This window comes from Pseudomonas sp. (assembly GCF_049300855.1).
Classification (GTDB): domain Bacteria; phylum Pseudomonadota; class Gammaproteobacteria; order Pseudomonadales; family Pseudomonadaceae; genus Aquipseudomonas.
Genome location: NZ_JBAQKH010000029.1, coordinates 438061 through 455468, shown reverse-complemented (window position 1 = coordinate 455468; position 17408 = coordinate 438061). Strand labels below are relative to the sequence as shown.

The 17408-nt window shown below is 60.4% G+C and carries 17 protein-coding genes; 11 read left to right on the top strand and 6 right to left on the bottom strand.

What is annotated here, in order from left to right; all coding sequences use genetic code 11:
* Positions 1–10 precede the first annotated feature (10 nt).
* Together WA225_RS17050 and WA225_RS17045 are read left to right on the top strand one after the other, a co-directional pair.
* The gene (locus tag WA225_RS17050; RefSeq protein ID WP_422608818.1) at positions 11–1363 is read left to right on the top strand and encodes a c-type cytochrome; all 1353 of its coding nucleotides are present in this window, start codon (positions 11–13) and stop codon (positions 1361–1363) included.
* Positions 1364–1374: 11 nt separating this feature from the next.
* Positions 1375–2379 (top strand): XdhC family protein, encoded by a 1005-nt coding sequence (locus WA225_RS17045; protein WP_422608817.1) that lies wholly within the window; start codon positions 1375–1377, stop codon positions 2377–2379.
* Between the two features lie 8 nt (positions 2380–2387).
* On the opposite strand, the gene WA225_RS17040 is transcribed toward WA225_RS17045, so the two are convergent.
* Positions 2388–2975, bottom strand: a complete 588-nt coding sequence (locus WA225_RS17040) for a TetR/AcrR family transcriptional regulator (protein ID WP_422608816.1) — start codon at positions 2973–2975, stop codon at positions 2388–2390.
* A 149-nt stretch (positions 2976–3124) separates the two neighbouring features.
* On the opposite strand from WA225_RS17040, the gene WA225_RS17035 reads away from it, so the two are divergent.
* From WA225_RS17035 to WA225_RS17015, 5 genes are all read left to right on the top strand, one after another.
* Complete coding sequence (locus WA225_RS17035; protein ID WP_422608815.1) at positions 3125–4225, top strand: alkene reductase; 1101 nt, start codon at positions 3125–3127, stop codon at positions 4223–4225.
* A 39-nt stretch (positions 4226–4264) separates the two neighbouring features.
* Positions 4265–5053: an SDR family NAD(P)-dependent oxidoreductase gene (locus WA225_RS17030; RefSeq protein ID WP_422608814.1), complete on the top strand. Its 789-nt coding sequence runs from the start codon at positions 4265–4267 to the stop codon at positions 5051–5053.
* An 82-nt stretch (positions 5054–5135) separates the two neighbouring features.
* Positions 5136–6005: an alpha/beta fold hydrolase gene (locus WA225_RS17025; RefSeq protein ID WP_422608813.1), complete on the top strand. Its 870-nt coding sequence runs from the start codon at positions 5136–5138 to the stop codon at positions 6003–6005.
* 46 nt (positions 6006–6051) lie between these two features.
* On the top strand, positions 6052–7050 hold the full coding sequence (locus tag WA225_RS17020; protein ID WP_422608812.1) for an NADP-dependent oxidoreductase: 999 nt from the start codon (positions 6052–6054) through the stop codon (positions 7048–7050).
* Positions 7051–7150: 100 nt separating this feature from the next.
* Positions 7151–8053: a bestrophin family protein gene (locus tag WA225_RS17015; protein WP_422608811.1), complete on the top strand. Its 903-nt coding sequence runs from the start codon at positions 7151–7153 to the stop codon at positions 8051–8053.
* Between the two features lie 34 nt (positions 8054–8087).
* Here WA225_RS17015 and WA225_RS17010 read toward each other — a convergent pair whose 3' ends face one another.
* Both WA225_RS17010 and solA read right to left on the bottom strand, forming a co-directional pair.
* Complete coding sequence (locus tag WA225_RS17010; RefSeq protein ID WP_422608810.1) at positions 8088–8867, bottom strand: MetQ/NlpA family ABC transporter substrate-binding protein; 780 nt, start codon at positions 8865–8867, stop codon at positions 8088–8090.
* Entirely contained in the window at positions 8864–10042 is a 1179-nt protein-coding gene (gene solA, locus WA225_RS17005; RefSeq protein WP_422608809.1) for an N-methyl-L-tryptophan oxidase, read from the bottom strand. Before solA ends, WA225_RS17010 begins: the two co-directional genes overlap by 4 nt.
* 371 nt (positions 10043–10413) lie before the next feature.
* On the opposite strand from solA, the gene WA225_RS17000 reads away from it, so the two are divergent.
* Together WA225_RS17000 and WA225_RS16995 are read left to right on the top strand one after the other, a co-directional pair.
* Positions 10414–12819, top strand: coding sequence for a glucose/quinate/shikimate family membrane-bound PQQ-dependent dehydrogenase (locus tag WA225_RS17000; RefSeq protein ID WP_422608808.1), 2406 nt, complete (start codon positions 10414–10416; stop codon positions 12817–12819).
* An 83-nt stretch (positions 12820–12902) separates the two neighbouring features.
* Positions 12903–14201, top strand: a complete 1299-nt coding sequence (locus WA225_RS16995) for a carbohydrate porin (RefSeq protein ID WP_422608807.1) — start codon at positions 12903–12905, stop codon at positions 14199–14201.
* A gap of 59 nt (positions 14202–14260) precedes the next feature.
* On the opposite strand, the gene WA225_RS16990 is transcribed toward WA225_RS16995, so the two are convergent.
* Both WA225_RS16990 and WA225_RS16985 read right to left on the bottom strand, forming a co-directional pair.
* The gene (locus WA225_RS16990; RefSeq protein ID WP_422608806.1) at positions 14261–14506 is read right to left on the bottom strand and encodes a hypothetical protein; all 246 of its coding nucleotides are present in this window, start codon (positions 14504–14506) and stop codon (positions 14261–14263) included.
* Positions 14507–14673: 167 nt separating this feature from the next.
* On the bottom strand, positions 14674–15321 hold the full coding sequence (locus tag WA225_RS16985; RefSeq protein WP_422608805.1) for a hydrolase: 648 nt from the start codon (positions 15319–15321) through the stop codon (positions 14674–14676).
* Positions 15322–15499: 178 nt separating this feature from the next.
* Between WA225_RS16985 and WA225_RS16980 the strand changes: the two genes are divergently transcribed.
* Complete coding sequence (locus WA225_RS16980) at positions 15500–16423, top strand: LysR family transcriptional regulator (RefSeq protein WP_422608804.1); 924 nt, start codon at positions 15500–15502, stop codon at positions 16421–16423.
* A gap of 38 nt (positions 16424–16461) precedes the next feature.
* Positions 16462–16923, top strand: coding sequence for an L-alanine exporter AlaE (gene alaE, locus WA225_RS16975; protein WP_422608803.1), 462 nt, complete (start codon positions 16462–16464; stop codon positions 16921–16923).
* A gap of 87 nt (positions 16924–17010) precedes the next feature.
* Here the strand turns inward: alaE and WA225_RS16970 are convergent, their stop codons facing one another.
* Entirely contained in the window at positions 17011–17373 is a 363-nt protein-coding gene (locus tag WA225_RS16970; protein WP_422608802.1) for a hypothetical protein, read from the bottom strand.
* Between the last annotated feature and the right edge of the window lie 35 nt (positions 17374–17408).

The window sequence follows — 17408 nt, the reverse complement described above, 5'->3', positions numbered from 1 at the left end:
CGGAGCGTCCATGAATAACAGCCGATTCGCAAGAACCGCAGGCTGGCTGGCAGTGCCGTGCCTGATCGCGGCAGGCCTGCTGGCCTGGTATGTCACCCGCGAGCCTGTCTCGCGCCTGGAAAACCATCAGATCGCCGTGGCCGACATCGACCCGGCAATGGTCGCCCGTGGCGAATACGTCGCCAGGCTCAGCGATTGCGTGGCTTGTCACAGCGTGCCGGGCGGCGCGCCGTTCGCCGGCGGCCTGGAAATGGCCACACCGCTGGGCGCGATCCACGCGACCAATATCACCCCCGACACGGACACCGGCATTGGCCATTACAGCCTGGCGGACTTCGACCGGGCGGTGCGTCACGGCGTGGCGCCCGACAGTCGCCGGTTGTACCCGGCGATGCCCTACCCGTCCTACGCCAAACTCAGTGACGATGATGTGCGTGCGCTGTATGCGTTCTTCATGAAAGGCGTGGCGCCGGTCAAACAGGCGAACTTCCCCAGCGCGATTCCCTTTCCACTGAACCTGCGCTGGCCGATTGCACTGTGGAACGGTGTGTTTGTCGACGCCGAACCGTACGCGGCGAAACCGTCGCAGGATGAACAGTGGAACCGTGGCGCTTACCTCGTTCAGGGCGCCGGGCATTGCGGCAGTTGCCATACGCCGCGTGGCCTGGCGTTCAACGAGAAGGCACTCGATGACACCGGTAAACCGTATCTCGCCGGCGCCTTGCTCGATGGCTGGTACGCACCGAGCCTGCGTGATGATCACAACACCGGGCTGGGCCGCTGGAGCGAGCAAGAGATCGTGCAGTTCCTCAAGACCGGTCGCAACCAGCACGCGGTGGTCTACGGCTCGATGACCGAGGCGTTCAACAACTCCACGCAGTTCATGAGCGATGATGATTTGTCCGCGATCGCCAGCTACCTGAAGTCGCTTCCCGGCGATCGCGAACGGGATGGTGCGCCGTGGCAGTATCAAGCGGTTTCGGCAGCGCAACGTCTGGATTCGCCCGGTGCTCATACCTACGTGACGCGCTGTGCGTCCTGCCATGGTCTGGACGGCAAAGGTCAACCTGAATGGATGCCGCCGCTGGCGGGCGCCACCTCGGCACTGGCCAAGGAAAGCGCCTCGGCGATCAACATCACCCTGAATGGTTCGCAGCGTGTCGTGACTGCCGGCGTGCCGGACGCCTATCGCATGCCGGCATTCCGTGAGCAGTTGTCGGACCAGCAGATCGCCGAAGTGCTGACCTTCATGCGCAGCACTTGGGGCAATCAGGGCAGTGCTGTCGATGCGCAGACCGTCGGCAAATTGCGTGAACACACTGATCCGGCCAGCAGCAGCCCGATCATCCTGCAGATGCGCTAGAGGAGAATCTGATGGAAAGCATCGACTTGCTGGTCCTGCGCACGGCGCGGGACTGGCTCGCCGCCGGCGAGCGTGTATTGCTCGCCACGGTGGCGCGCACCTGGGGTTCGTCACCACGGCCGACGGGGTCGATGATGGCCTTGCGTGAAGACGGTCGTGTGGTGGGCAGCGTGTCCGGCGGCTGCATCGAGGATGATCTGATCCATCGCTACACCACGGCTCACGGTGGCAACGCCTTTAACGACAGCGCGCCGCAAGTGGTGCGCTACGGCGTCAGCGCCGATGAGGCGCATCGCTTCGGCTTGCCCTGCGGTGGCACGCTTGAACTGATCCTTGAGTTCAACCCGGCGTGGCCGTCACTCGATGAACTGCTGTTGCAGCTGGACGCCGGGCAACTGGTTCGCCGTCGGCTGGCGCTGGAGTCCGGTCAGGTCACACTCGAACCGACCGCGACGCCGGAACAATTCAGCTTCGACGGCGCGCAGATGCTCAACACGTTGGGGCCGGGCTATCGGATGCTGATGATCGGGGCCGGCGCGCTGGCCGAATATCTGGCAACCATGGCCTTGTTCAACGGTTTCAAAGTGGCGGTGTGCGATCCGCGTCCCGAGTACATCGAGACGTGGGCAGTAGACGGCGTCGAGCGCATCGTCGGCATGCCGGATGATGCAGTGCGAGACTTTGCGGTCGATCTGCGCACCTGCATCGTCGCCTTGAGTCATGACCCCAAACTCGACGATCTGGCGCTGCTCGAAGCGCTCCACAGCCCGGCGTTCTACATCGGTGCCATCGGCTCGCGGCGCAACAGCCAGCTGCGCCGCGAACGATTGATCGAGCATTTTGGCGAAACCGAAGCGTCGCTTGAACGCCTGCATGGGCCGATCGGCCTCTACATCGGCAGCAAGACGCCTGCGGAAATTGCTGTCAGCGTGATGGCCGAGATTCTTGCCGCGAAGAATGGCGCGCGCCTGCCGCAAGCGTTTTCAATTGCCAGGGGCAAAGCGCTCGCGCAATGAACCGGACTTTACTCTGCGTCGGCGTTATCGGCCGGCAAGGACGCGAGCATTTCAGCGCGGCACACTTCAAGGATTTCGTCTGCCAGCGCGGAATCATCCGGGCAGGCACGCGACAAGATGATCGCGCCAACGGCCCGCGACAGCAGATCAATCATCTTCTTGCGCCCCTCACCCTCTTCGGCATCCGGCGCTGTCGGGTATTTCTCCCCCAGGGTTTGCAGGGTGTGCTCAATGCCCTCGGCAAACGTCGCTTTCACCTCATCTGACTGGCGCGCCGCGTCGCCGCCCAACGCGGCCATGGTGCAACCGCCACCACGTCCGTCGCGATGCTCTCGGTTGACGTAGACGTTGATAAAGCCCGGCACATCCAGCGCTTGGGCACCGGTCAGCGATTTGCCCAGACTGCACGCCGAGGCTTCGGCCATCAGGTCGGCCTTCGACCCGAAGTGTTTGTAGAAACCGCCATGGGTAAAACCGGCGGCCGCCATCAGATCGGCCACACCGACGCCGTCAAAGCCGCGCTCACGGAACAGCTCTGAGGCCGTTTCAACGATGTGCTCTCGATTGGCCTGCGCCTGGGCCTTGGTCACTCTCACGTGCGATACCTCGTGTTTGCGGGGAAATTCTGCGTCCGATGATACATAGATGTTGGCCATAATCAAAACCGTTGACAGCTTAGATTTCGATCATCATCCTAATGGCTCGCACTATCGATCCCGATCAACGGCCACGGAAGAAACATCAGATGACCGAACAAACCCTGTTCTCCCCTTACACGCTGGGCAATCTCACGCTGTCGAACCGCGTCGTTCTCGCGCCGCTGACACGCAACCGCGCCGGCCAAGGTTTGGTCCCCAGCGAATTCGCGGCGACCTATTACAGCCAGCGCGCCAGCGCCGGTTTGTTGATCAGCGAAGCCACGCAAATCTCCCGACAGGGCCAGGGTTATCAGGACACCCCGGGGATCTACACGCCGGCACAGATCGACGGCTGGCGCGCCGTGACCAACGCTGTGCATGCCAAAGGCGGAAAAATCTTTCTGCAACTGTGGCATGTCGGCCGCGTCTCGCACGTCGACCTGCAAGAAAACGGCGCTGCCCCCGTGGCCCCTTCTGCGCTGCGCGCCGCCACCAAAGTGTTCGTCAACAACCGCTTCGAAGATGTCTCCGAACCGCGTGCACTGGACATCAGCGAACTGCCGGGGATCGTCAGCGACTTCCGGCAGGCGGCAGCCAACGCGATCGCCGCCGGCTTCGATGGCGTGGAAATTCACGGTGCCAACGGCTATTTGCTGGATCAGTTCCTCAAGGACAACGCCAATCTGCGCACCGATGCTTACGGCGGCTCGATTGAAAATCGCGCGCGTCTGTTGCTCGAAGTGACGGCGGCTGTAGTCAGTGAGATCGGTGCAGATCGCACCGGTGTGCGCCTGTCGCCGGTGTCGCCGGCCAATGGCGTTTCCAGCAGTGATCCGCAGGCGCAATTCGATTACCTCGTCGAACAACTCGACGCCCTCGGCGTGGTTTACCTGCATGTGGTCGAAGGCGCGACCGGCGGCCCGCGTGACGTGGTGCCCTTCAATTTCGCCGCCCTGCGCCAGCGCTTCAAAAACACCTACATCGCCAACAACGGCTATGACCTCGATCTGGCCACCTCGCGGCTCGCTGAAGACCAGGCCGACCTGATCGCCTTCGGTCGCCCGTTCATTGGCAACCCGGATCTGGTGGAGCGCCTGAAACGCGGCGCGCCGTTGTCCGGGTTCAATCCCGCCACCCTCTATGGCGGCGGCGCGGCAGGCTATATCGACTACCCGACACTGGCTGAATCGAGCGTCAGCGCAAGCTGAGCGCGTTTTGTTTCTCACCTCCTCAAAGAGAGATACCCCATGAGCAATCGCCCTACTGTTCTGATCACTGGCGCCTCCACCGGCATTGGCGCCGTCTACGCTGAACGCTTTGCGCAACGCGGCCACGATCTGGTGCTGGTCGCCCGCGATCAGGCGCGCCTGGACACTCTGGCCGCACGCTTGCGCAGCGAACATGAGGTCGTCGTCGATGTGATTCCGGCGGACCTCACCCAACTCGACAATCTGAGCGTCGTTGAAAACCGACTGCGCGACGACGCGCGCATCGGCATCCTCGTCAATAACGCCGGTGCCGCGTTGTCCGGCCATTTCGTCGAGCAAAGCACCGACAAAGTGGCGCAACTGGTCGCCCTCAACACCACCGCGCTGGTGCGGCTCGCCAGCGCCATCGCTCCACGCCTGGCCAAGGCCGGTGACGGTGCGATTATCAACATCGGTTCGGTGGTGGGCCTCGCACCGGAGTTCGGCATGACGGTCTACGGCGCGACCAAGGCCTTTGTGCTGTTCCTGTCTCAGGGGCTGAGCCTGGAGCTGTCGCCTCAGGGCGTCTACGTGCAGGCCGTGCTGCCGGCGGCCACGCGCACGGAAATCTGGGATCGCTCCGGCGTCGACATCAACACTCTGAGCGAAATCATGGAAGTGGACGATCTGGTGGATGCCGCGCTCGTCGGCTTCGATCGTCGCGAACCCGTGACCATTCCGCCACTGCACGAAGCGCAGCGCTGGGATGACCTGCAGGGCGCACGTCTGGGCCTGATCGGGCAAATCCGGCAGTCTGCGGTTGCTCAGCGTTACCAGACTCCGGAGTGATCTTCAGCTAGCGAGCATGTGCGGCGGATTCGATGCGGGCGCAAGTCACTGCACCGAATCCGGCCCGCTGTCCGGAGTAACAATGAATCAAACGCAGACAAATCCCCCTTCGGATTCGCCAACGTCGTTCATCAACGCGGCGAACCAATCGATCACGGTCAACGGCATTCACTTCGCTTATCGCGACACCGGACCCGCCATCGGCGTGCCCCTGATACTGTTCAACCATTGGGGCGCGGTGCTCGACAACTTCGACCCGGCGATCATTGATGGCCTGGCGCAAACCCGACGCGTCATCACCACCGACTATCGTGGCATCGGCGGCTCGGGTGGAACCGCGCCACTGACCGTCGGCGAGATGGCTGACGATGCCATCCGATTGATCCACGCGTTGGGGCTGGACACCGTTGATGTGCTCGGCTTCTCCCTCGGCGGCTTCGTCGCTCAGGACATCGCTCTGAAGGCGCCTGAACGGGTGCGGCGGTTGATTCTGACCGGCACCGGGCCGGCCGGCGGCAACGGTATCGACAAGGTGGGCCCGGTGTCGTGGCCATTGATCCTCAAAGGCCTGCTGACCCTGCGCGATCCGAAGTTCTACCTGTTCTTCACTTCCACGACCAACGGCCGTCGATCTGCCTCGCAGTATTTGCAGCGCCTGCAAGCCCGCAAAAACAATCGCGACCCAGGCCCGACGCCCCGCGCATTCCTGCGCCAGTTGAAAGCGATCACCGCGTGGGGCAAACAGCCGCCGCAAGACCTTGAACGCTTGCGGGCACCGACGATGGTCGTCAACGGTGACACCGACATCATGGTGCCCAGCGTCAATTCGTTTGAACTGGCCAAGCGTATCCCCAACGCAGAGCTGGTGATTTATCAGGATGCCGGTCACGGCGGGATTTTCCAGCACCACGTTGATTTTGTGGCCAAGGCGCAGGCGTTCCTCGATGCCTGACCACGCTCCGGCTACCCTCCCTATAACCGACAAGAGCCGCACCTCGATGAAAGCCTTTCTGATTGATCGCTACGGCAAGCAACCCGGACGCCTCGGCGAAGCGCCAGCCCCTGAAGTGGGGGGCCACGACGTCCTGATCGAGGTCCATGCCAGCAGCGTCAACGTGCTGGACTCGAAGATCAGCACAGGCGAATTCAAGCTGATCCTGCCCTACGCGTTGCCGCTGATTCTGGGCAACGACCTGGCCGGTGTCGTGGTGACGGTTGGCGCGCAAGTGACACGCTTCAAAGCGGGTGACGAGGTGTACGCTCGCGCGCCGGAAGCACGGATCGGCACGTTCGCCGAAAGGATTGCCGTGAACGAGAACGCAATCGCTCTGAAACCGGCCAATACCAGCATGGCGCAAGCCGCGTCCCTGCCCTTGGTGGCACTGACTGCCTGGCAAGTGCTGGTCGACACCGCCCGCCTGCAAAAGGGCCAGAAGGTGCTGATTCACGCTGGCTCCGGCGGCGTCGGTACCGTTGCCATTCAACTTGCCAAGCACCTCGGTGCCTTTGTCGCCACAACCACCAGCACCGCGAATGTCGCATGGGTCAAGGCGCTGGGGGCTGACGTGGTCATCGATTATAAAAAGCAGCACTTTGAGAATGTCTTGCACGGCTACGACGTGGTGTTGAACAGCCTCGGCGCCGATGTCCTGAGGAATTCACTCAAGGTGCTCAAGCCCGGTGGCCAGCTGATTTCCATCTCTGGGCCGCCCACTGTGCAGTTTGCGCAGGAGCAAGGGTTGTCCTGGCCATTGCAGCAGGTCATGCGCCTATTGAGCCTCGGCATTCGGCGTAAGGCACGCAAGCAAGACGTCAGTTACGCATTCGTATTCATGCGCGCCAACGGCGCCCAACTGCAACAGATCAGCGCACTGGTTGAGGCCGGCATCATCAAACCGGTGATTGATCGAACGTTCCCCTTTGAATCAACGGCAGAGGCGTTGAATTATGTCGAGCAGGGACGCGCCAAGGGCAAGGTCGTTATTACGATCAAATGACGACACTGCTGATCACCTGAGATCAAGCACCGAACCTTTACCCCGAAAACAGCGTCCGAGCTAAGGCATCAATGCTTCCCGCTCGCCACGAGGTTTCCGTTTGAAAGCTGCCATCGTCAAAAAATACCGCCTGATCATCAAGACCCTGGGCTATGTTGGCTGGGCGTTGTTCTGGCTGCTGCTCTGGGACATAGCTGTCACGGTCGACTTCATGCTGTTCCTCAACGCCAAGCTGAATCTGCCATTGATGCCCCTGACGTTATTAGGTTCGGCATTGATCGTGCTGATCAGTTTCCGCAACAGCAGCGCTTACAACCGCTGGTGGGAAGCACGGACGTTGTGGGGTTCGATGATCAACAACTCGCGCAGCTTCGCCCGGCAGGTGCTGACGCTGCTGGATGATCCCGGCAGCGAGGTGAATCCGGTCAAGTCGACCTTGTTGCGCCGGCATGTGGCCTATGTGAACTGCCTCGCGGCGCATCTGCAAGGCCAGCCTTGTCCTGAGGAAGTCCGGGCATTTATTCCAGCTGATGAGTTCGCGCGCAGTGGCACCACCAATAACTTTGCCAACGATATTCTCACCGGTTCCGCGACCTTGCTCGCAAGGGAATACAAGGCCGGACGTCTCGACAGCATTCGCCTGGCGCGGCTGGAATCAACCCTGGTGGATTTGTCCAACAGCCAGGGCGGCATGGAGCGGATCGCCAATACACCGTTGCCCTACCCTTATGTGTACTTTCCGCGGCTGTTTATTTCGCTGTTCTGCCTGATCGTGCCGGTCGGACTGGTCGAGTCCTTGGGCTGGTTTACGCCGCTGGCGTCGACCGTGGTCGGCTTCATGTTGCTGGCCATCGAGCGCATTGGCACTGATTTGCAAAGCCCGTTTCGCCACAGCGAACATCAGATCCAGATGGAAGCGCTGTGCGAAACCATCGAGAAAAACCTGCAATCGATGCAGCGTGATTCGTTGGGCAATGTGCGCCGGGTTGAAGAGAACGCTTGAAGATATCGGGAGCCGTCAGCAGCTCCCGATTGAGTCAGAACGCCGGCACCACATCACCGTGATAACGCTCAAGAATGAACTGCTTCACTTGCGGTGAGTTAAGCAATGCGCCAAGTTTCTGCACCGCCGGCGCATTGGCCTTGTCGCGACGCACATACAGGTAATTGGCGTACGGCGACTCCGAACTTTCGATAAACAGCGCGTCTTTGTGTGGCACCAGTTTGGCTTCCAGCGCGTAGTTGGCGTTGATCAGCGCCATGTCTACCTGATTCAACACCCGCGGCAACATGGCCGCTTCGAGCTCCTGAAACTTCAGGTGCTTGGGATTGCTGACGATGTCCAGGCGCGTCGCCATGATGTTGTCAGGATCCTTCAGGGTAATCAGGCCTTGCTTGGCGATCAGCAGCAACGCACGACCGGAGTTGGTCGGGTCGTTGGGAATGGCGATGGTCGCGCCATCCTTGAGTTCGCTGATGTTTTTGATCTTCTTCGAATAGGCGCCGAACGGTTCGATGTGCACGGCCACGACCGGCACTTGATCGCTGCTCGGGCGGTCTTTCTTGTAGGCCTCGTAATACGGTTTGCTCTGGAAATAATTGGCGTCGAGCAAGCCTTCATCCGTCTGTCGGTCGGGCTGGATGTAGTCGGAGAAGACTTTGACATCCAGCGTCACCCCTTCCTTGGCCAGTTCCGGTTTCAAGAACGCGAGGATCTCGGCATGGGGCACAGGCACCACGGCGATTTTCAGGGTTTCGGCATAGGCATTGCTCATGGTTGCGACCAGCAATGCTACGGAGAGCGCGACGCGTTTCACGATAGTTTTCCTTCGAAGCGTTTGAGGGAGAAAGAGGACAGATCCAGGTCGGTCGAGCCGCGCATGCACCACTGCGCAAATGCTTCGCCGAGCGCGGCGGAATGCTTGAAACCGTGACCGGAACAGGCCGAGACGAACAGGGTGTGCTGCAGCGACGGATGCTCGTCGATGATGAAATGCCGGTCTGGCGTCACGGTGTAGGCGCAGACCGCAGACTTCAGCACTTTTGAGGTCACGCCAGCGATGCGGTCTTGCACCTGGTGCTCGTACATGTCCTGCGCTTCGGCCGCTGAAACCGTGCGGTCGATGGCCTGCGCTGATGTTGAGGTGTGGTACTGCGCGGTGGCGATTTTCATGCTGCTTTCGCCGGGTAGCGCGGGAAAGCCATAGTTGATTTTGTCGTCGCCGTGACCGTGGGTGAAGATGAACGTCGGTGAGTGGCCAACCAGTGCGGCGTTCTCTTCCAGTTCGAACCAGAACAGCTTTTGCCGGTAAACAGTCAGCAGATTCTCATACGGCTCACCGAGCCACTCGCCGTTCCAGTTACCTGCACTGATCACCAGTTTGTCGGCGCGTAGCGTGCGCCGGTCGGTGGTGACCTTGACACCTTCCTCGTTCGAGCTGATCGCCGTGACGGTCTCGCCTTTATAAAGCGTCGCGCCGTGTTGCTCGGCCAGTTTGAGCTGCACATCGATGCAGCGCTCCGGGCGCACGAAACCGCCACCCGGTTCGAAATAGCCGATGGCCGAGTCGTGCACGTTGGCGAATTGCGGGAAGCGCTGGCGAATCTGTTCGGCAGACAGGACTTCGTGCTCGATGCCGTAGGTCTTGGCCAGGCCAATGGTGCGCAAGGTGAAGTCGCTCTGATCTTGAGGATCGAATTCGGCGCTCGACGTCAGCACCAGCAGACCCGATTGCTCTAACAGCGATTCTCCGGTCAGTGCCTCAAGCTCATGCCAGATGCGATGGGAATTGCGCACGATGGGCACATATTGCGCGCCCTCGCCGACCGAAAGCCGAGTGATTCGAGTATCACCATGGCTGGAACCGAGGTTGTGCGGCGGGTAATGACGATCAATACCGACAACATTCACACCCGCTTTCGCCAACTGATAAACCGTGGCGGCACCCATTGCGCCCAGGCCAAGAACCACAACCTCACACCGCTCGGACATAAATAGCCACCTATCAAAAAGGCGCCAGTTGAGCGGTAAACCACGGCGAATTCCAAGATTAAAAAAGCATATCCATATAGCTCGACGCGCCCACTGACCGCTCTGGGTCGGGCTGCCGGGCGGTTATTCGTCGCATTTACAACCCGGCGCAAATCATTTAGGCCAGAAGGCACGGCTGTCGTATCTGTCACAACTCACAATCAATCTGGCAGAACAGCGATTTTTATGCGCGTTTTGACAGATATTTCCACATCCGAGCCTCCTTGTGCGCGAGTCAATTCTTCGAACTACGCTTCACGTTGAAATTTGTGTTTTAACTAGATAGTTACCTAATTATATAATGCGCGCCTCATTTCAACGGGACACTCAACGTGAAGCAGAGTCAACGCCTCTCGGGCATATCAAAATTCATTCTGGTCGGGCTGGGCGTGATCATCGCCCTGCTCGGCTTGGCGCTGGCTGCGGGCGGCGTGAAGTTGGTCAGCCTGGGAGGGTCGTGGTACTTCCTGGTGGGTGGCTTGGTCATGGCCGTTGCCGGTCTGCTGATCGCGCGCTTCAAGCCAGCGGGTGCATGGTTGTTCGCCGCGTTCCTGATCGGGACCGCGATATGGGCGGTGAGCGATGCCGGGCTGGTGTTCTGGCCAGTGTTCTCGCGCCTGTTCATGTTCAGTGCAATCGGCCTGGTCGTGGCGTTGGTCTATCCGCTGCTCAAGCGTGCCAACGGTGAAGTTGCCGGTCGCGGTGCTTACGCCGTGGCTGCGGTGCTGGCGGTCGGCGTGGCGGTGGCGGCTGGCAACATGTTCGTCGCGCACCCGACCGTTGCTGCAACCGGCACTGGCCCGGGTCTGACCCCGGTCGAGCCGGATCAGGCGCAGAAAGATTGGGCGCACTACGGTAATACCGAAGGCGGCAGCCGCTTCGCTGCGCTGGACCAGATCAATCGCACTAACGTCGACAAACTGAAAGTCGCGTGGACCTACCACACCGGTGACGTCGCCGAAAGCGATGGCAACGGCGCCGAAGACCAGCTCACCCCGCTGCAAATCGGCAACAAGGTGTTCATCTGCACCCCGCACAACAACCTGATTGCGCTGGATGCCGACACCGGCAAGGAACTTTGGAAGAACGCGATCAACGCCCAGTCGAAAGTCTGGCAGCGTTGCCGTGGCATGGCCTATTTCGACGCCACCAAAGCCATCGCCCAGCCGAGCAATTCGTCGATCATCGAAGCCAAACCGGTGCCGGCCGCCAATTGCCAGCGTCGTCTGCTGACCAACACCATCGATGCCCGTCTGATCGCGGTCGATGCGGACACCGGCGAGTTCTGCCAGGGTTTTGGCAACAATGGCCAAGTCGATCTGAAGGCTGGTCTGGGTAACGTGCCGGACAGCTACTATCAGCTGTCGTCCGCTCCGTTGATGGCTGGCACCACTGTAGTGGTCGGCGGTCGCGTGGCTGACAACGTGCAGACCGACATGCCCGGCGGCGTGATCCGTGGTTTCGACGTGATGACTGGCGCCATGCGCTGGGCGTTCGACCCGGGCAATCCGCAGGATAAAAAAGCCCCGGCCGACGGCAGCACTTATGTACGCAGCACGCCGAACAGCTGGGCACCGATGTCCTACGACCCGGCGACCAACACCGTGTTCCTGCCGATGGGCAGTTCGTCCACCGACATCTATGGTGTCGAGCGCAGCAAGCTCGATCACACCTACGGCGCTTCGATCCTGGCGCTGGACGCCACCAGCGGTGAAGAGCGTTGGGTGTTCCAGACCGTGCACAACGATCTGTGGGACTTCGACCTGCCGATGCAGCCGAGCCTGATCGACTTCACCAAGGACGGCAAAACCGTACCAGCCGTGGTCATCGGCACCAAGGCCGGGCAGATCTACGTGCTCGACCGTGCCACCGGCAAACCGCTGACCGACGTCAAAGAAGTACCGGTTAAAGCGGCGAACATCCCGAACGAACCGTACTCCCCTACTCAGCCGAAATCGCTGGGCATGCCAGAAATCGGTGCTCAGCACTTGACCGAATCGGACATGTGGGGCGCCACGCCGTACGACCAGTTGCTCTGCCGTATCGACTTCAAAGGCATGCGCTACGACGGCCTGTACACCGCGCCGGGCACCGATAAATCGCTGAGCTTCCCGGGTTCGCTGGGCGGCATGAACTGGGGCAGCATCTCTACTGACCCGGTACACGGTTTCATCTTCGTCAACGACATGCGTCTGGGCCTGTGGATCCAGATGATCCCGTCGCAGAACCAGGGCAAGGCCGCTGGCGGTGGCGAAGCGCTGAACACCGGCATGGGCGCCGTGCCGCTGAAAGGCACGCCGTACGCCGTAAACAAAAACCGCTTCCTGTCGGTGGCCGGCATTCCGTGCCAGGCACCGCCGTTCGGCACGCTCACCGCGATCGACATGAAGACCCAGAAAATCGCCTGGCAGGTTCCGGTCGGCACCGTTGAAGACACCGGTCCGCTGGGCATCCGCATGCACCTGCCGATCAAGATCGGTCTGCCAACCCTCGGCGGCACGCTGTCGACGCAAGGTGGCTTGATCTTCATCGCCGGCACCCAGGATTTCTACCTGCGCGCCTTCAACAGCGGCAACGGTGAAGAAATCTGGAAAGCACGTCTGCCGGTCGGCAGTCAGGGCGGCCCGATGACGTATGTGTCGCCGAAAACCGGCAAGCAATACGTCGTCATCACCGCCGGTGGTGCGCGTCAGTCGACCGATCGCGGCGACTACGTGATGGCTTACGCCTTGCCGTAAACCACGCTGTTCAGGTCAAGCGCGGCACCTTCGGGTGCCGCGTTGCTTTCCCCTATTGCTCAAGTTTCTGCAGGAAGATTTACATGCTATCGGCTGTTCGTTTTTCGCGTTCCGATCTGTTCAAAGGCTTGTTGATGGGCTTCGCTTGCACCACCGCCCTCCCCGCGCTGGCCGACAACGATTCCGATCTGTTGACCCGCAGCACCCTTACGGGTGACTGGGGCGGACTGCGGCACCAGATGGATGAACAAGGCGTCAAATTCACCGGCGACTACAGCGGCGAAACCGCTTACAACGCCGACGGTGGCCTGCACCGCTCGGCCCGTTATTCGCAGAACATCAAGCTCGGCGTGCAGTTCGATCTGAGCAAACTGTACGGCGTCGAAAATGCCGGCAAGGTCCAGTTGACCATCAACGATCGTCGCGGCAATAGCGCCTCGGAAGATCTGGTCGGCAACCGACTGCCGATCCAGGAAAACTACGGTGGCCTGTACACGCGCCTGACCGAACTGAGTTACGAGCGCAGCCTGTTCACCCCGGCGCTCAATGTGAAACTCGGTTACATGGCCATGGGCAACGACCTCGGCGGCCTCGACAGCGGCATCCTCTGCAACTTCATGAACGCCGGTTTCTGCGGCCATCCGCTGAACATGTCCGGCGGCAGCGGCTGGACCAACTACCCCAACGCGCGCCTCGGCGTGCGGGTCAAATACGATCTGTCGTCCGCCTGGCAACTGCGCGTGGCCGCGTTCAACGTCGACCCCGAGAGCAACGGCAACTCCAGCCGCGCCTGGCACCTGGACCCGAAACACACCACCGGCACCGTGGTACCCATCGAACTGGTGTACAAACACGCGGGCGCCCTGCCCGGCGAATACAAGCTCGGTTACTACTACGACAGCTCTGATGTGAAACGCATTGGCAGTGACAAAGAAGTGTCCGGTCGCGGCGGCCATTACCTGTTGATCGATCAAGCGGTATGGAGCTCGCCGACGTCCGAAGGCCGCAGCCTGCATGCCTTCGGTCAGTACTCGGCGGCGAGCGAAGCAGCCTCGCCGTTCAGCAAGTGGTACGGCACCGGCGTGGTTCTGTACAAGCCGTTCGAAGGTCGTCCGCGTGACACCCTCGCGCTGGGTTACGGCCGCGCCGTGCCGAACCCGCGCAGCCGCGACGTGCAACAGGACGCCGCATTGAACAACGGCACTGCGTTCCCCAACCTGGACAGTGCCGAGCAATTGATCGAACTCGGTTATGGCTATCAAGCCACGCCCTGGCTGACACTGCGGCCGAATGTGCAATACATCATCGAGCCGGGCGCGTTTTCCGGGCAGGACATCGATAACGCTCTGGTGCTTGGTTTGCAGGTCAAAGCGGCGCTCTGAGCCGCCAATAGCAGGCAATAAAAAACCCGGTGAATGCCGGGTTTTTATTGCCTTCAAGATCACTTTTTCTTTTTCGCCGGCTTGTCAGCCTTCTTCGAATCCTTGGCCTTCTCAGGCTTGCTGTCCGCTTTTTTCGCAGACTTCTTCGGTTCGGCGTCTTTTTTCTTGTCTTTCTTGTCGGAAGACTTTGACAGCGCCGACGCCGCCGCTGATTTCTTTTCAGGTGATGACTTTTTGTCTTTCAAGTCCTTGCTGGCCTTCGAAGCCTCACCTTTGTCTTTGCTTTTCTTTTCGTCTTTAGCCACGTTGACCACCTCTCGGAGTGTGCCGGTATTGGCACAGCGCCTGTGCGATTGACCACAAGCTAATCATTAGGCGAGCAGGTCCCGACGCGGTTCAGATTATTTTGCAGGATTGAAAATGAAGGCAGCGCCGACAGTCGCCAGCGCTGCCTTCAGTAGCCGCCCGACAATCAGGCTTTTTTGCCCGCCTCCTCCAGCGCTTTTTCAGCATTGAACCCGTCGAAGTTTTCGAACACGCCCATAAAGCCTGGCACGGTCACCTCGCGCGCCCAATCGCGCTGCAGTTCGCAGTACATTTGCACGCGGCTGATGAGCTTCGCACCCGCCTGTTCCATTCTGCGCAACGCCGCCTCGTGGGCGGCGAGCGACGTGCCGCCCACCGCATCGACCGGCACGTAAACCTCATAACCCTCCTGGATCGCGTCGAGCACCGGGAAGGTCAGGCAGGCTTCGGTCCACAGCGCGGTCATGATCAGTTTCTTGCGCCCGAGCGCTTTGACTGCCTGCTTGAACTCGGTGTCCTCCCAACTGTTGATCGACGTGCGGTCATAGGTGGGCAGATGGCCGAGCACCGCTTGCAACTCTTGAATCGGTGGTTTGTTGCGGCCGGTCGCGACATTGACGGTCGAGTGGATGATCGGCAGGTTGTAGTTGACCGCCGCCTTCGCGACGCTGGTGATGTTGAACACCAGTTCATCCCGTGGCATCGAGCGGATCGAGGACACCTGAACCGGTTGATAGTCGATGACGATCAATGCTGAGTTCTCGGGCGTCAGCAGTTGATCGGTGTGGGGGTTGCGGATTGCTTCGCTTGCCATTTGCAGGTCCTTTTGTATGGTTAACGCACGTGGGTGAAAAGGCCGGAGCCCGTGCGGCTAATGGATTCCAGGCACAGGCGTGTGACGCCGCCCCTGGAAAAGCCATTGTGCTGTTCCCCTATTCGCTGCAGTAGTAGCATCCCGAGGCGAACTGTGTCGCGCCAAGGGGAACGCGAAAATGGATATCGAAGAACTGCAAACCTTCGTTGAAGTGGCCGATGCCGGAGGCATTTCGCAGGCTGCGCTGCGGCTCGGGGTCTCGAAATCGATCGTCAGCCGGCGACTCGCCAGGCTTGAAGCGGAACTCGGCGTGCAACTGTTGGCACGCTCGACTCGCGGAGCGGCACTCACCGAGGCCGGCGCGACATTCCGCGATTACGCCGCCAGAGTCTGCAGCGAAATCGACATCGCCAAGGAAACCATCCTGCCCGCCGGCGCCCTGCGCGGACGCTTGCGCGTGGCTGTGCCGCTGTCGTTCGGGCCGACACACTTCGCCCCGGTGCTGGCGGAAATGGCGCGCCGTCATCCGCAGTTGCACATGCAGACCTGCTACAGCGATCGCTTCGTTGACCTCATAACCGAGGGTTACGATTGCGCGATTCGCGTGGGTTATCTGCAGGACTCCAACTTGATCGCAAGGCGTATCGGCCCGGTCTACACCAAGCTCGTCGCGAGCCCGGACTACATCAAAGCGCACGGCGCCCCGGAAACCCCGGACGAACTGCACGCCCATCAGGCGCTCATGCAAGGCACCGAAGCCTGGCAATTCTTGGAGGCTGACAAGATCATCACGGTTCGCCCGCAAGGACGCTTCAAGGCTGACAACGGCACTGCGCTCGCCTCGGCCGCGGCTGCCGGCCTCGGCGTCGCCTACTTGCCCGATTGCCTCACCCACGAACACATCGCCACGGGTGCACTCGTACCGATCATGACCAACCATCCACCGCCCCCGGCCGGTGCCTACCTCCTCCGCGCGCCCGGCCCGCACCCCGCGCGCAAGATCCGCGTGCTCACGGATCTGCTGATCGAGTACTTCGGCGAATCGCCGCACCTCGCGGTGCAGCCGCTGTCAGAGCACGATGAAGCGCCGGCGTCTAGCTGAGGAAAGATCGGTCCTGAAGCCATGAAAGGAGAAGTGAGGTGTCGCTACGCCCGCAACAGCCAACGCGTCGAACTGCATTTATCGCAGACACCACGGCGCTGATCCTGTTTTTCACCACCACCGGCATCATCAATGAACGCTTCATTGCTGGCATGACCTGGGATCAGGTACTGCACGCGCGCCTGCTGGGCGCAGCGCTGATGATTCCGGTCGCGCGACCTTACGGTGTCTGGCGCGATTGGGTGATGACGCGCGCAGGTCAGGGTCGGGTGTCGAGATTGATATGGGACAGTATTGCTCTGGTCAGTTTTCAGGTGCCGATCTATGCAGCGATCATTGCCTTCAGTGGCGCATCGGGCGAAGGTCTGGTGCGTGGCACACTTGGCGCGGCGGTGATGATGCTGGTGCTGGGGCGGCCTTATGGCGCGTTTCTTAATGGGGTGCGGAGGCTGTTTGGCTTGCCTCCGGGTGGGGACAGGCCGATGTCGTTGAAGGGTTGAGTGGCTGGGGGAGAGTTCAGAGACAGACCCCATTCAGAAAAACGTGATCTGTTCTTTAATCCCGCTCTACTGACCAGTTTCAGCGGTTCAACCTCTCGCTCCGGTTTCATAAAAATGGTCAACGCAATAGGCTCTTCCCTTGAGTACACGTTGCTTGCAGTCCTTCGCCAGACAAGCAGAAGTATCCAGGCCGCCATGATTCTCGACCATGCGCAGCTTTATCAAAGTTTCCATATCAGCTGATTCCCAGCCCTCTGGCGAGTCCAGTTTGCGCGCGTACAGGGCTTGATATTTATCCCACTCATCCGCTCGCCAAAGCTGCCCGCACTCGGGACATTGCAATAGTTTGATCCAGTCCGCCGTTGCAAGGCAGCGCATTCCTGCGACAAACGCCGTGTAACGCTGACTAATATCTACCAGATCGTCTTTATCGTTGCAGGTACATTGCATTTTCCTACTCCGAATTTTCTTGCTTCTACTCGTTC